This is a genomic window from Paenibacillus foliorum (genome assembly GCF_013141765.1).
In the GTDB taxonomy this organism is placed as follows: Bacteria; Bacillota; Bacilli; order Paenibacillales; family NBRC-103111; genus Paenibacillus_S; species Paenibacillus_S foliorum.
This window is the reverse complement of sequence record NZ_WHOD01000055.1, coordinates 205689-218736: the sequence shown is the minus strand read 5'-3', so window position 1 is coordinate 218736 and position 13048 is coordinate 205689. Positions and strand designations below refer to the sequence as shown.

13 protein-coding genes and 1 other annotated feature are annotated in these 13048 nt (G+C 42.1%); of the genes, 2 read left to right on the top strand and 11 right to left on the bottom strand.

Features of this window, described 5'->3' with window-relative positions; translation table 11 throughout:
- Nucleotides 1-126: 126 nt before the first annotated feature.
- Nucleotides 127-672, bottom strand: coding sequence for a glutathione peroxidase (locus GC093_RS14215; protein ID WP_171652531.1), 546 nt, complete (start codon nucleotides 670-672; stop codon nucleotides 127-129).
- 391 nt (nucleotides 673-1063) lie between these two features.
- Between GC093_RS14215 and GC093_RS14210 the strand changes: the two genes are divergently transcribed.
- The gene (locus tag GC093_RS14210; protein WP_171652530.1) at nucleotides 1064-2284 is read left to right on the top strand and encodes a GNAT family N-acetyltransferase; all 1221 of its coding nucleotides are present in this window, start codon (nucleotides 1064-1066) and stop codon (nucleotides 2282-2284) included.
- 198 nt (nucleotides 2285-2482) lie between these two features.
- On the opposite strand, the gene GC093_RS14205 is transcribed toward GC093_RS14210, so the two are convergent.
- Nucleotides 2483-3049, bottom strand: a complete 567-nt coding sequence (locus tag GC093_RS14205) for a TetR/AcrR family transcriptional regulator (protein WP_171652529.1) — start codon at nucleotides 3047-3049, stop codon at nucleotides 2483-2485.
- Nucleotides 3050-3245: 196 nt separating this feature from the next.
- On the opposite strand from GC093_RS14205, the gene GC093_RS14200 reads away from it, so the two are divergent.
- Nucleotides 3246-4169: an ABC transporter substrate-binding protein gene (locus tag GC093_RS14200; RefSeq protein WP_246314295.1), complete on the top strand. Its 924-nt coding sequence runs from the start codon at nucleotides 3246-3248 to the stop codon at nucleotides 4167-4169.
- 222 nt (nucleotides 4170-4391) lie between these two features.
- Here GC093_RS14200 and GC093_RS14195 read toward each other — a convergent pair whose 3' ends face one another.
- From GC093_RS14195 to GC093_RS14155, 9 genes are all read right to left on the bottom strand, one after another.
- Complete coding sequence (locus GC093_RS14195) at nucleotides 4392-5366, bottom strand: alpha/beta hydrolase (RefSeq protein ID WP_171652528.1); 975 nt, start codon at nucleotides 5364-5366, stop codon at nucleotides 4392-4394.
- Nucleotides 5363-5992 (bottom strand): TetR/AcrR family transcriptional regulator, encoded by a 630-nt coding sequence (locus tag GC093_RS14190; RefSeq protein ID WP_171652527.1) that lies wholly within the window; start codon nucleotides 5990-5992, stop codon nucleotides 5363-5365. The genes GC093_RS14195 and GC093_RS14190 overlap by 4 nt, the downstream gene beginning before the upstream one ends.
- Before the next feature lie 103 nt (nucleotides 5993-6095).
- Nucleotides 6096-6194: a GntR family transcriptional regulator gene (locus GC093_RS36400; RefSeq protein ID WP_171652526.1), complete on the bottom strand. Its 99-nt coding sequence runs from the start codon at nucleotides 6192-6194 to the stop codon at nucleotides 6096-6098.
- A 129-nt stretch (nucleotides 6195-6323) separates the two neighbouring features.
- Complete coding sequence (gene asd / locus GC093_RS14180; protein ID WP_171652525.1) at nucleotides 6324-7400, bottom strand: aspartate-semialdehyde dehydrogenase; 1077 nt, start codon at nucleotides 7398-7400, stop codon at nucleotides 6324-6326.
- 84 nt (nucleotides 7401-7484) lie between these two features.
- Nucleotides 7485-7747, bottom strand: a binding site (T-box leader).
- 96 nt (nucleotides 7748-7843) lie between these two features.
- Nucleotides 7844-8770 carry a metallophosphoesterase family protein gene (locus GC093_RS14175; protein ID WP_171652524.1) on the bottom strand — a complete coding sequence of 309 codons (927 nt, stop codon included), beginning with the start codon at nucleotides 8768-8770 and terminating at the stop codon, nucleotides 7844-7846.
- Nucleotides 8771-8791: 21 nt separating this feature from the next.
- Complete coding sequence (locus GC093_RS14170) at nucleotides 8792-10120, bottom strand: ABC transporter substrate-binding protein (protein ID WP_171652523.1); 1329 nt, start codon at nucleotides 10118-10120, stop codon at nucleotides 8792-8794.
- Between the two features lie 30 nt (nucleotides 10121-10150).
- On the bottom strand, nucleotides 10151-10984 hold the full coding sequence (locus GC093_RS14165; protein ID WP_171652522.1) for a carbohydrate ABC transporter permease: 834 nt from the start codon (nucleotides 10982-10984) through the stop codon (nucleotides 10151-10153).
- Between the two features lie 19 nt (nucleotides 10985-11003).
- Complete coding sequence (locus tag GC093_RS14160; RefSeq protein WP_171652521.1) at nucleotides 11004-11882, bottom strand: carbohydrate ABC transporter permease; 879 nt, start codon at nucleotides 11880-11882, stop codon at nucleotides 11004-11006.
- A gap of 39 nt (nucleotides 11883-11921) precedes the next feature.
- Nucleotides 11922-12947: a tyrosine-protein phosphatase gene (locus GC093_RS14155; protein ID WP_171652520.1), complete on the bottom strand. Its 1026-nt coding sequence runs from the start codon at nucleotides 12945-12947 to the stop codon at nucleotides 11922-11924.
- Nucleotides 12948-13048 lie beyond the last annotated feature (101 nt).

Genomic DNA, 13048 nt, shown 5'->3' with positions numbered 1-13048 from the left:
TTCGTGGGCATCAGCATTTTCTCCTTCGTTTACTGCTCTACTCTTTACTTCAATGAAGATCAGAAAAGAGCCGCATATGGCGGCTCCTCAGTAAAACATCATGCCTAAAAGGGAAAAACTGAAACCTCACAACAGTGATTCGATGGCAGAATCTATGTCAAAGGGTTCCACCGTTGATTCAAATCTTTCTTTTACATGACCATCACGCTCGATTAGAAACTTGGAGAAATTCCACTTCACCCCGTCACCAGCGTATATTTCAGGATACTTTTCCTGCAGAAAATCCTCCATCCATTGACCGTCCTTGGTCTGGATATCGAAGCCTTGAAACGGTGCTTGCTGAGTTAGATATTGAAATAAAGGATGAGGAGATGAACCTATTACTTCCGTTTTCTCAAATAATGGGAACGTAACTCCATGGTTAATATCGCAAAATACTTGTACTTCCGAGTTGCTACCCGGCTCTTTCTCGTTGAATTGGTTGCAAGGAAATGCAAGAATTTCAAATCCCTGTTCCCGTCGCCGTTCATAAAGCTTCTGCAGATCAGCGAATTGACGAGAAAAGCTACATTTGCTTGCTGTATTTACGATTAGGAGAACTTTTCCCCTATAGTCTGACAATTTGACCTGCTTCCCGTTAATCAAGGTTGCTTGAAAATCGTAAATTGACATGTTAATATTCCTCCTTTGTATTTAACTATTGTATTTTCTTCAATAACTCCTACTTTTGACGCCATGTTTAGTTGTTCCATACATCTTATATCCAAACTATCTATAGGTCTAATATATTATATGAATGACCTTTATAGGTAAACATAATAAAATTCTCGCATGATTGATACATAGTTAGAAAAAAATTGGGGGAGACGTGGAAACTTCCGCATATGGAACACCAGTCGGAAATCAGTTTCTCTTCTTGGAAAAGTTATTGTTTGTTTTACAGTCAACTCAATAGTCAATAATGATAAATATGGAGCGACAAACGTTCCCTACTGTTTCATTCATAAAATCGTTTCGTTCTACTAAATAATAACGGGTAAGATAAGATATGGAGGAAAAAGCAGTGAGCAGGCAGAAGCTTCAAGACAGATTGAAAATGAAGAAAGTCGAGCCTAGGCATGGAGAGCAATTCAACGATCTGCTTCGCTATGTATTCCAAGTGACGAATCACGATCTGCATACGTTTGGATGGGAAAACCGCGAGATTGCAAAGGCCAAGCTTCCCGTACTGAAACAGGCCGATGTACTAGGCTGGTTCGATAACGATAAGTTGATTTCCCAGTTGGCGGTGTATCCGTTCCAGGTTAATATTTTTGGGGAGATCTATGATATGGGCGGCTTAACCGGTGTCGGAACCTACCCCGAATATGCCAATCTAGGATTGATGAGTCAATTGATGCGCCAGGCACTCGCAAATATGCGCGAACGGCAACAGTCGATCTCTTATCTGTATCCATATTCTATTCCGTTCTACCGCCGCAAAGGCTGGGAAATCATTTCTGATAAGATCTCATTCGAGGTTAAGGATACGCAGCTGCCAAAGCTGAAGACAGTGCCCGGCAATGTGGAACGCCTGTCAATCGATCACCCGGATATTCGCGATGTGTACCGCCGCTTCGCTCAGTGTCATCATGGTGCAATGCTGAGGAGCGAGTTGGCATGGGAGGAATATTTGCGCTGGGATTTAGATGATCTGACCGTAGCGGTCTACTATGATGAGGATCAGCAGCCGCAGGGCTACCTGCTCTATTGGATTGCGGAGGAAGTCCTCCATATGAAGATAATGGTGTATCTAGATGGTGAGGCGCGAGCGGGGCTGTGGAATTTCATTAGCGCTCATTTCTCGATGATAACGCGTGTCAAAGGCCATATTTACACGACAGAGCCTCTTGCCTTCTTACTGGAAGACAGTGATATCAAGGAGACGATCTCACCCTACTATATGGCGCGGATCGTCGATATTCACCGCTTCGTGAAGCAGTATCCATTCCTGCCACAAAACGCAGAATGCCAATTGACCTTCACACTTCACGATCCAATGCTGGAGTGGAATCAGGGCAAATTCACGCTGAAGGTGGATGAGCAGGGTCGAGGGCAATTGATGGAGGGCGGCGGTAATCCGGAGGCGGCCTTCGATATACAGACGCTGACGACGATGCTGATGGGTTATAAGCGTCCAGCATATTTGGCACGGGCAGGTCGTTTTCAAGCACGGCGAGCTACGATCGAGCTGCTGGAAAATCTGATAGAACGCCAGACACCGTATTTCTCTGATTACTTTTGATACATGCTATGGTGGCCCACTCTTTTCCCTAAGGAAAAAATGCTTAATTTTGACAAGCTATTAGCTAGCATAGAATAAAGAGGCTGCCGATAGTTCCCGCGGCAACCTCTACTCCTTGAAGGGTCTTAATAAGTCCTTGCGACTCTTTTTTTGTCCTTACACAAAAAACAACGCCCTTTGTTAACTTCAGGTTCTTTTTCACAAATACGATCGTATCGAAGCGGTCAAGTCGCTAACCATTCCTCCGATCTCTTCAGGTGTCATTTGAAAATCGTTTAGCGTCCATTCAATTAACATCAAATGTACGGTCGCGGATAACGATTTATGAGCATACAATCTGTATGTATCGTCTGCGCTTTCCTTGCGATCTTTCTTTATATGGACGAACAGCTCATCGAAGGAATCACTAATGCTTTTATGAATGAGCTGCCTGATCTTCCGATCTTTTGTAACAATATTATGGATCAGTGAGGAAGGAATATTACTTCTCCAATTGCGAAACAGTGCTACGAGTATTTCTTCATTAATCACAGAGGTCTCCTCAAGATCTTGCCATAAACCTTTCATGAGTTCTTCCAAATAGTTCAGTAAAATCTCATCCTTACCTTGGAAATTACGATAAAAGGTTTGTCTTGCAAGCCCCGCCCTATCCGCGATTTCGGTTATTGATATGTGTGAATACTCTTTCTTCTCCATTATTTGAAATAACGCCGTTCTTATCCATTCTTGTGATTGTAAAGCTAGTTTGCCTGACTGCTCAGCCAAAGTGTGACACATCCTCTTATCTGTCTATTTTCGAGAAAATCGCCTCAACAAGCATTGCATGGAAAAAGCTTTTATATTAGTATAACAAACATAGCTTTTATTGATAATGATAATCATTTTTGAATCTAGGGAATTGAAAGGGGAACTACTGTTGTTAAGATCAAAAATAGGAATGGCCTTAACCTTACTAATCATCATGTCTTTATTCATCTCGGCTTGTGGTAGTCAAAATACAGGGAAGAAAACCGAGGAGAAGAGCGTTGATGCTCCCGCTCGAATTATCAAACATGCTATGGGTTCAACTACAATTACTGGAACGCCTCAACGCATCGTGGTTTTGACTAATCAAGGCACTGAATCATTGTTAGAGTTAGGCATTAAACCTGTCGCTGCAGTTAAATCTTGGATTGGTGAGCCGTGGTTTGATCATATCAAGGATAAAATGACCGGTGTACAAGTAATCGGCAACGAGACGCAGCCTAATCTTGAGCTCATTGCCAGCTTGAAACCGGATCTCATATTAGGTACCAAGGTTAGACAGGAGAAAGTGTATCCGCAGCTGTCCAGCATTGCGCCTACTGTATTTACAGAGAATCTTGGCGACAGTATGCTGGAAAATTTCAAATTGTATGCTCAAGCTCTCAACAAAGAATCCGAAGGAGCAGCTGCTCTGGAAAACTACAACCAAGCCATTCAACAAACCAAGGCAGCTCTCGGTGATAAAACCAAATTGCGTATTTCATTGGCTCGATTCCAGCCTGGGAAAGTGCGTGTATACTACAAAAATAATTTTGCAGGTGTCATCCTTGATCAGATAGGATTTGCTCGCCCGGAGGCACAAAATAAGAACGATTTCTCCGCTGATGTTGCAATGGAACAAATAACTGTGCTTGATGGAGATGTATTTTTCTATTTCACTTCCGACCGCGAAGGTGAAACCGGTGCAACTAAAACGACCGATGAATGGCTTAAAAGCCCTCTAGGACAAAACCTGAATGTGGTAAAAAAACAACGGGCCTTTAACGTGAACGAACCGATATGGAACACATCAGGCGGTATCATTGCTGCAAAGCTGCTAATTGAGGACATTAAAGTTCGGTTCGATAAATTGAGTTTATAATATGGCTTTCATCTGGTTCATCGCTATTGGTAAAGTGTTGGAGAAACACGTCTATTTGTCGATCCTGAATAACCTAGAAAATGATTAATCAGCAGGTGTGATGTATTTTCATTTAAAACGCAAATAAAAGCTGTAGTGGTTTTCTACACTACAGGCTAAAAATGCTTGATATTATTGGGTATTTTTACTTCGTCAGGACTAGTTGGCTCTCTTGGATTGAATTTATTTTCCTACATACTCATCCAAAAAGCGATCTACTCTTTGGAAATATTCAGTGGGGTAATGGTTGATGGCATCGATATGCTCCGTATTTAGAGGGTACCATACTTCTGCACTTGCATTATCTCTTAAGGACTCGTAAATAATTTCTGTATTTTTATAACTAATTTGCTGATCTCCAGTACCATGAATGAGCATAACTGGCTTGTCTTGCATCTTTTTTACCGCATCCATAGGAGATATGGAATCAAGATCAACCTTAAAGACCCAATTTGCCATCCATGTCGATGTATAACTGAATGGAAACGCAGGTAAACCTGAAAAGAAGGGCAAACCCTCTCTCAGAAATAGACCAGCATTACGAAAAGGACTATCCGCAATTACGGCTTTGATGTCATCACTTTCACTTGCGGCTAGCAAAGAAGTAACAGCACCCATTGAAAAGCCGATAACTCCAATGTTATCACCCGTATGGTCTCTGGATTTTAAATAGCTTACAGCTCCTAGCAAATCGTATTTTTCATTGAGGCCCAGTGTAATCAAATCACCATCGGATTTTCCTTGCGAGCTGAGGTCAAATGCCAATATATTGTAGCCTTTCGGAACCAAATGCTCTATTAACTTTTGGGTCCGCCCTTTGACTAAACGATTGCTCGTATATCCATGGACGACAATAATCGTCTTATTACTTTCTTTACCAGAAAGACTACTTGTAGGAAAGAAGGAACCTCTAATCGTATTATTATTTTTCAAACCCTTGAACTCGACCTCTTCGTAGGGAGTTTTATCGATATTCAATTCGTAGCTGACATTAGTGTCTCTAGGATGGTGCAACAAGGTGTCTATTACTTTATAAGATATAAAAAATACAAGAGCCATCACAAGCAAAAGCACGATTCCTAGGCTCCATATAATTTTCTTCCGTTTTTTCACACGAACATTAAATGTCAGATCGGGTTGTAATGATGTTTGACTCATTCAGACTCCTCCAGTTTTTCTTTGGGTTGTATGGGTGCGAACAAATAAAAGGCATGCCCCTTCAGATTTTCCCACTCGGGATGATGAATAATACTTTCTCCAAGAGTTAAGCCCACTCCATTTAACAAAGAGATATAGGCACGAGAGATCATTGCTGGAGAAAAGCTTTTGTTGAATTCTCCCATTAACTGTCCTTTGGTATAGACGCGTTCGATCGCATCTGTCATTACCTTTATACTTTCAAGGACCTTCTGTGTAAGTTCAGGGAATCTTATTCGTTGTCCTAAGACAGATTGAACAAGCCGCAATTCATTTGTATAGAAGTAGATATGGTTGAATTGTTCTTCGACCATGTTCTGAATTAATACGCCAGGCGCCCCCTCTTGTTGTAGACAAGCAAGCGATTTCACCTGAATATCAGCAAGCGGCTCAAGGACAGCGGCGTAGTATAAAGCTTCTTTGCTAGGGAAATATTGAAAAATGGTTCCAGGAGTCACTCCCACACTCTGCGCAATGATAGCCGTTGTGGTATTAGAATATCCACTTTCTGCGAACAGGACAACAGCTTCTTTTAGGATACTTTTACGCCGCTCCAGTCTTTTTTCTTCATTGATGGGTCTTGCCAAATGTATTCCCCTCTCTTTAAACTAAACTTTAATTAATTAAATGATCATTCATTTAATTAATAATATATCTTTAATTACGACTTATAGCAAGAGTGAATTTATTTTACTTACGAGCACTTACACCATATTGTGCCGCTAATTCCATTTCCGTTGGCAATTTGGAACCTGGAAGGAAATCACCAGCTTCAATCCTATGTAACAATCACAAATTAGCAGTTATTATCTCCGGCATAATAAAAAACCACTCCCTGACAACTGTCAATGGAGTGGTCTTAAAAACTTTGCTAAGGAACCGGGCCTTTTTATGATTTAAATAACATAACCGATTGTGTTACTTGTGCAGTAAACCCCGTGCTAGCATTGACTCGGCGAGCAGAACTGCACCTTTTCCTGCACCCATCTTCGTATTGTGTGAGACCAATACATATTTTAACCCGCCAAGTACAGGCTCCTCTTCCAGTCTTCCCATACTTGTTGTCATCCCGCCTCCGAGCTCACGATCCAAGCGAGGTTGAGGGCGAAAAGGGTCATCAAAGATATGAATCATACGTTCAGGAGCTGAATGTAAACTATTATAGTCGTCGAAGGGATTATAACTATTTATTGCCTCTTTAATTTCAGATAAACTAGCTTGTTTCTTCAGACCGACAAACACGGATTCCGTGTGTCCATCCAACACATTCGCTCTCGTACATATACAATTTACGTTAATCTCAGCCGGAATAACGCTCTCACTAGAATATTCGCCGAGTATTTTTAAAAGTTCCTTTCTTACCTTCCCCTCTTCGTTCGGGATGTAAGGGATTATATTATCTAAAATATCTAATGAACGCGTCCCGGGACTTCTTCCAGCTCCGCTTAGCGATTGCATGGAAACCATCAGAACATTTTGAATTCCAAAATGCTCATGCAATGGTTTTAAAGTTATCGCCAGTCCGGTGACCGTACAATTGGGAACAGGTAGAACGAAGCCTTTCCAGCCGCGTTCTCGCTGCTGTTTGCGAATTAATTCCGCGTGATCATCATTAACTCCTGTAATGAGAAGTGGAGTGTCATCGAAGTAACGAAATGCAGATGCTGTCGAAAAAGTTGGAGTCGTTTGTGCAAACCAAGGCTCTAGCTCTTTTGCAAGATCGGATTCAATCGCTGTGAAAATAACATCAACAGAGTCGGGTCGGAATTCCTTGGAGGATACTACCGGAACTTCCAACATGTCTTCAGGAACAGGTGTACTCTGTGTCCATCTCGATGATCCATTAGATTCCAATAAGGCTTCTTTGTAAGTTTCCAAAGTTCTTGATGTAACCATAATGACAACTTCAAAGTTCGGATGATTCGATAATGCCTGCACGAACTGCTGTCCGGCCATTCCCGTTGCTCCAACGACTGCCGCTTTTAACCTAGACATATTGCTCACTCCTTGTGTGGTATGAATAAACTTTCCGTATATCGATCATACAAATAAAAAAAATCCCACCCCCAAGACTATAGTCTCAGGGACGAGATTTGTATGCTCGTGGTACCACCCGGATTCGCAAATATGTCGCCATATCAGCCTCTTCGAGTACGGCATCTTTATACAAAGATGTTTATACTCTAGCTCTATAACAGGAGCTCCTGTTACACCATCCCCTCTTGGGTTCCGATGTACTGCTCAGAGGCTTTCTTCAATAAAAAATTCTTCACTCCTTTTCAGCAACGCCGGAGCTCTCTGTGGAAGAATGCTTTACTTACTTTTCTCATCGTCGCATTTCGAAATATTGCAAACAGTATACTAAATAATTGAAATAGAGTAAAGATATTTTTGACACTAGTGCACGTAGAATTAATTTATACGTTACAGCCAAAGAGCTAATCTAACACCATAGCACCTTCCAACTTAATGGCCGTAAAGCTAGGCAAGCCATTCTTCACCGCTACCCAAATAATGTGATGAAATTCATCCAGTCCCGCTTTATGCTTGTTTGCGCCAGTTCTCCCCATTTGGATATGTTGATTGTCAGCTATATGCTTAACTTCCAGCTTATGAAAATGACCTGCAAGCATAGTATAAGGCCTTGAATTCAAGGCTCGGACCAATCGTTCGAATACGGCATCGTCCGTTTTCCATATTGGCCGATGTGTCAGGACAAAGGTCCAATCCGCATCCTGATGCTCATTCAGCATTTTTTCGATGAAGGCAAACTGCTCCTCCCCGATACAAGGATCCGGTAGATGCGTGCTTGGTTCTTCTGATTGTTGCTTGGCAATGGTAGACAGCAGCGCTTGGATAACTTCTTCGGCCTTTTCCGGGTAGCGCTTGCTAAGCATTTCCGTCTCGCGAAATGCGAGTTCAAGCTCTTGCGAAAGAATATGCTGCGGTTCTTCCGTATTCAGAGCCAAAAACAAAACATTTCCATAACGAAAAGCATAGTAATCGATTCCCTTCCGTTCCTGCCAAACCTGTTTCATAACCTCACTGCTATAATCATGATTGCCGGCAATTGGCAAGAACGGTATCCCTGTACTTTTGATATGGGATTCAAGCTCCTCCCATTCCCGATGAGCACCTTCTGCCTGCTGCCAGTATCCTTCGATCAAATCGCCAACAGAAACGATAAAATCTGGATTCAATTGCTTTACCAACCGAAGCGCTCCTTCAAATACACCTTCTATCGCAAAGCCACTACGGTCACCCATGATGGCAAAGTGGAAATCATTCGCAGACGTCTGTGGTAAATCCCCTATCCATGGCCGCTTGTTTGTTTTGAAAAGCAGTTCGTCATAGAATGTATTCATACTTTAGCTCCCTTTTTCCAGTTATTTTTGGCCATCCAGCAGCTGCTGAACCTGTTTCGCTGCCGATTTTACAGCATCTTCCGGCGCAATCGATGGATCCAACAAAGCTTTCTTGATTTCATCCTGAATTTTAATCGATATTTCTTTGTATCCTCTCATCGTTGGCCTTGCGCGAGCGAAATCAAGCTGGTCGTACGCAACACGATATTGTGGTATTTTATCCCATAGCTGCTTCATTCGATCGCTTTCTTTTGCTTCCTTCGTTACTGGTATATACCCCGTTAATTCGCTCAATTGAGCGACATTTTCCTTTTGCGCAAGCCATTTAATAAAAGCTACAGCAGCCTTTTTTTCTTGTACGGATGACTTCGCAAGAACTGTCAGGTTAGAGCCGGTTGTACTTGCCGCATACTGCTTCCCTGCTGGCAAAAAGCCGACGCCTAGCTCGAATTTATCCTTAGTTCCCTCAAGCATAGTTGGCAATGTCGCCGATGTAGTTAAAATGATCGCGGCTTTTTGAGATACGAAGTCGTTAATCGCTGATAAATGCGCGTTGGAATCCTGACCGGAAGGTATTTTCATGGAGCCTTCCTTCATCATGTCTTGGTACAGCTTGACAGTCGCATATCCCGCTTCGTTATCGAAAGCGACCTTCTTTTCATCGGCAGAGAACATCTCTCCTTTTTGCTGAAACACACCGTCTTCAAAGAAAATGACGTCAATAGGCATCTCAAAGCCGACAACCGATTTGTTTTTATCCGTCGTTTTTAATGCGAACGATTTTAGCTCCTCCCAATTTTTCGGTCCTACGTCCGGAAGGCCGGCATCACGCAGCATATTTTTGTTGTAGTACATGACGAATGTGCTTCGATAAAATGGTATTCCTAGCAATTGATCCTTAATTAAGGCATTATTCAGCATTCCTGGATGAAAGGCAGCTATTTCTTCTTTCGAAAAATAGTTTTTCAAATCGTCCAGAGCACGAGATAAACCGAACTCCGACGTTTGTGTTGTAGCAAGCATTGCAATGGCTGGCTGATTCCCCGCTAGAATGGCAGCTTGGAGCTTGGTGGCAAGGGCGCTTCCATCCCCTAGGTTTACTCCGGTTACTTCAATTGCGGATTGACTGGCATTAAATTTGCTTATCATGTCTTCAGTTGCCTTGCTTAGGTGAGCGGCTTGAGCATACCAATATTCGATTTTCGTCTTAGTTGCAGCAGCGTTTTCTGATTTCGTACCTCCCGAGCCTGCTTCACCTGCAGCGTTATCCGTCTTGGTGTTTCCCCCACATCCTGCAATCCATAACATTGTCATGCATAAGACAATTAAAATAAATGAAAGCTTCCTCATCAAATTCTCTCCTTTAATTGAGTCAATTATCTATTTGATGCCGCTGTAAGTAAAAGCGGACTTGATGTGTTTACTCGCGAACAAATAGATTATAACTATCGGCGTTACAAGAATAACGTTACCAGCCATCAACAATTGCCAATGCGTTCCTTCGGTATTGGTCAATTTAATCATTCCGACTGTCAGAGTATGCAGCTTCTCGCTACTCGTCATGATTAGTACCCAGAATAAATCGTTCCAATGCGTAATAAATAGCAGTAAAGTGACAGTAACAATGATTTGCTTGATCAATGGCAGCATCATACTCCATATGAGTCTTACTTCAGACAGTTGCTCCAGCTTCGCCGCATCGATAATGTCATCCGGTAATTGCTTAAATGATTCGGTTAGCAGGAAAATCGCAAATGGCGAAACCATATAGGGGATTGTTAATGCTGCATAAGTATTGATCCACCCCAATTCACTAAGCAGCAAGTAGATTGGAATAATCACAACCTGCATCGGTAGCATCATACCGGAAAGAATCAGACCGTACGTAATCTTAGATCCCATGAACCGTTTCCGTGAGAACGCATAAGCTGCTGGTATTGCGACAACCAATTGGAGTGCGGTAGTTAAGATGGCAACGAGAAAGCTGTTAAATACATAACGGGGAAACGGCCCCGTTTTCCATACTTCCAGATAGTTCTCAAACTTCAATTGCTTCGGGAAAAACGTTGGCGGAAAAGCCAATGTTTCCGGCAGTGTTTTGAGTGAGGTAACAATCATCCAATAAAACGGGAACAAATAGATCAGTCCTATCGCAAGCAGCAAGAATAACCCTGCCGTTCTAGGGATGGTTTCACCCATTAAGCGTTTGTTCATTTTTTGATCCGCCTTTAGTTTAATGGTAATGAATTCGGGAACGAAGTATCAAGAAATTCGCGATAGTGACTATGGACACGATCACAAAAAGGATAACGGCCCCAGTCGAGGCTTCACCAAATTTATAAAACTCAAATCCCGATTGGTAAATCCAGTAGACTAATACATTTGAAGAGTTGGAAGGCCCGCCGCTTGTCAAAACTTTAACGGAATCGAATACTTGAAATGAAGCGATGATATTCACTGTCAGCATAAAAAAGAGTGTTGGCGATAAAAGTGGAATGAAGATTTGGGTAACCATTGTAATCGGATTCGCATTATCCATCCGTGCAGCTTCTATCACGGGCACTGGAATGGCGTGCATACCCGCGATTATCAGCAATATGTTAAAGCCGAGGCTTTTCCATATGGCTACCAAAATCAGCGACATCAATGAGGTGGCCGGACTATCGATCCACATTAGCTTAGGTAAGTGAAGCGATTGAAGCACCATGTTCAAAAGCCCGTAATCCTTGTCCATCATCCACATCCATAATAAAGATACAGAAACTAACGGGATGATATGGGGCGAAAACACCGCTGATTGAACAAATTGATGGAGCCTTCCTGGACGGTTTAATACAACAGCAAGCACAAGCGATAAACAGCAGGATATAGAGACTGTAAAAAATGAATAAATCACCGAATTTCGTAAAACCTGCAAAAAATCCTTTGAATGACCCAATTCTAAATAGTTTTGTATATTAACAAACTCCCATGTATTGCTTAACAGATCGACTTTGTAAAGGCTAAGGTAAAATAGATAGATAACAGGATATACGGTAAATACAAGGCAACCGATAAACGCAGGTAAGATGCACAGATAGGGTAAATAGGCGAGACGATGACTCCGCTGCATGAATTCCTTCTCTCCTTTGACATAAGAGTAATAAGCCTATTAAATGTCGGTTAGCAGCATGTCTTGTAGCTGTTTCCGATGAATAGGTGTTAAGCCGACCGCTACCTCTAAATACAGCTCTATACTCCCATAACGCAATTGGATTTCATCAAACGCTGCTTGTAGATATTCCTGTCTAGCTTGCATCATAGCCCACAAAACATCCCAATCTTCATCATTCGTAAGCTTCGGTCTAATGGAGGCAAGGATTTTACGGTCAGTCTCTTCTCTCAACGTATTGGTAAGCAGGTAGTCTTCCATGATGGTTTGTTTTGAAACACCCAGAGCTAACAGAAGAATCGCTGATCCAAAACCGGTGCGGTCTTTTCCAGCGGCACAATGCTGTACCATGGGCAAGTTACCGGGCGTTAACAGAAGATTGAACAAGGTCGTAAATGACTTAGCAAAATCAGAAACATACCGCTGATTGGCTAAAGTCAACATCTCACCTGAAGGTCCGAGTAAATGAAGCATATTCTTGTCAATCATATCCATATAATTCATTCGTGAACGATGCCTCGACGATTCCACTTCAATAGGAATCCCAATTTGCCTCGCATTTCCTATGGAAGGGTTTGGCTTCAACTCCGCTTCGTATTCAGCACGATAATCGCAAATCAACTTTAGTCCGCAGTTTTGCAAGTAACGTCGGTCAGATTCAGTTAAACCAATCAGCTCTTCCGAGCGATATAACAATCCCCATTTAATATAACGTCCATCGACCGTTTCATACCCACCCATATCTCGAAAATTTACCGAGCCTTCGAGCGGCAATCTCCTCTCGGCTGCTAGTCGAGTTCCACCGTGTTCTGATTTCAGTACATAATAAGTTCTTAGTCCCGGATTCGGGTCGTCGAATGACAGGGATGAAATACCGACACCCGTTTCGGCCAGTTGAACTTTCGTATCAAGTGGGGACAACCCTATGAATACTTTTACTTTTCCTAATGCTTCATCCTTGTTCCATTGAATGTGAATTCGGTTGCCAATACGGTTCACTGCTATCTTGGATAATTGAATCTTCATTTCTGTTTGTTGAACCCCTCTCCTATGTATCCATTAGTGTATACAATAAAGTGTACAATTGATTTGTTAAATAGATATCATCTTTACATGAAGAATTTATT

Excerpts from the sequence above, each read along its gene's own strand:
- GC093_RS14195 (WP_171652528.1), bottom strand. The coding sequence starts at position 5,366 with ATGAGTCAAACATCATTACAACCCGATCTGACATTTAATGTTCGTGTG.
- GC093_RS14165 (WP_171652522.1), bottom strand. The coding sequence starts at position 10,984 with ATGAACAAACGCTTAATGGGTGAAACCATCCCTAGAACGGCAGGGTTA.
- GC093_RS14160 (WP_171652521.1), bottom strand. The coding sequence starts at position 11,882 with ATGCAGCGGAGTCATCGTCTCGCCTATTTACCCTATCTGTGCATCTTA.
- GC093_RS14215 (WP_171652531.1), bottom strand. The coding sequence starts at position 672 with ATGTCAATTTACGATTTTCAAGCAACCTTGATTAACGGGAAGCAGGTC.
- GC093_RS14170 (WP_171652523.1), bottom strand. The coding sequence starts at position 10,120 with ATGAGGAAGCTTTCATTTATTTTAATTGTCTTATGCATGACAATGTTA.
- asd (WP_171652525.1), bottom strand. The coding sequence starts at position 7,400 with ATGTCTAGGTTAAAAGCGGCAGTCGTTGGAGCAACGGGAATGGCCGGA.
- GC093_RS14155 (WP_171652520.1), bottom strand. The coding sequence starts at position 12,947 with ATGAAGATTCAATTATCCAAGATAGCAGTGAACCGTATTGGCAACCGA.
- GC093_RS14200 (WP_246314295.1), top strand. The coding sequence starts at position 3,246 with ATGTCTTTATTCATCTCGGCTTGTGGTAGTCAAAATACAGGGAAGAAA.
- GC093_RS14175 (WP_171652524.1), bottom strand. The coding sequence starts at position 8,770 with ATGAATACATTCTATGACGAACTGCTTTTCAAAACAAACAAGCGGCCA.